Consider the following 506-nt stretch of genomic DNA (forward strand, 5'->3'; position numbering starts at 1 on the left):
GCGATCGGGTGGATCAGGGTAACAACCATTTTGATGTTGTCGCCCGGCATTACCATCTCTACGCCTTCCGGCAGTTCGATGGTACCAGTCACGTCAGTAGTACGGAAGTAGAACTGCGGACGGTAGCCTTTGAAGAACGGAGTATGACGGCCGCCTTCATCTTTGGACAGAATGTACACTTCAGATTCGAACTTGGTGTGCGGCTTGATGGTGCCCGGCTTAGCCAGTACCTGACCACGTTCGATTTCTTCACGTTTGATACCACGCAGCAGAACACCTACGTTCTCACCAGCACGGCCTTCGTCCAGCAGTTTGCGGAACATTTCAACGCCAGTACAGGTAGACTTCTGAGTCTCTTTGATACCAACGATTTCAACTTCTTCACCAACTTTGATGATACCGCGTTCTACACGACCGGTAACAACGGTACCACGACCGGAGATGGAGAATACGTCTTCGATCGGCAGCAGGAACGGCTTGTCAATCGCACGCTCTGGTTCCGGAAT

General features: G+C 51.8%; 1 protein-coding gene. It reads right to left on the bottom strand.

Annotation, left to right across the window (positions count from 1 at the left end):
- A partial coding sequence (locus tag ACJHW7_RS25315; protein ID WP_104692590.1) for an EF-Tu/IF-2/RF-3 family GTPase occupies positions 1-506 on the bottom strand: 506 nt, incomplete at both ends.

The organism is Escherichia sp. WS1152, assembly GCF_046487665.1.
GTDB lineage: Bacteria > Pseudomonadota > Gammaproteobacteria > Enterobacterales > Enterobacteriaceae > Escherichia > Escherichia coli.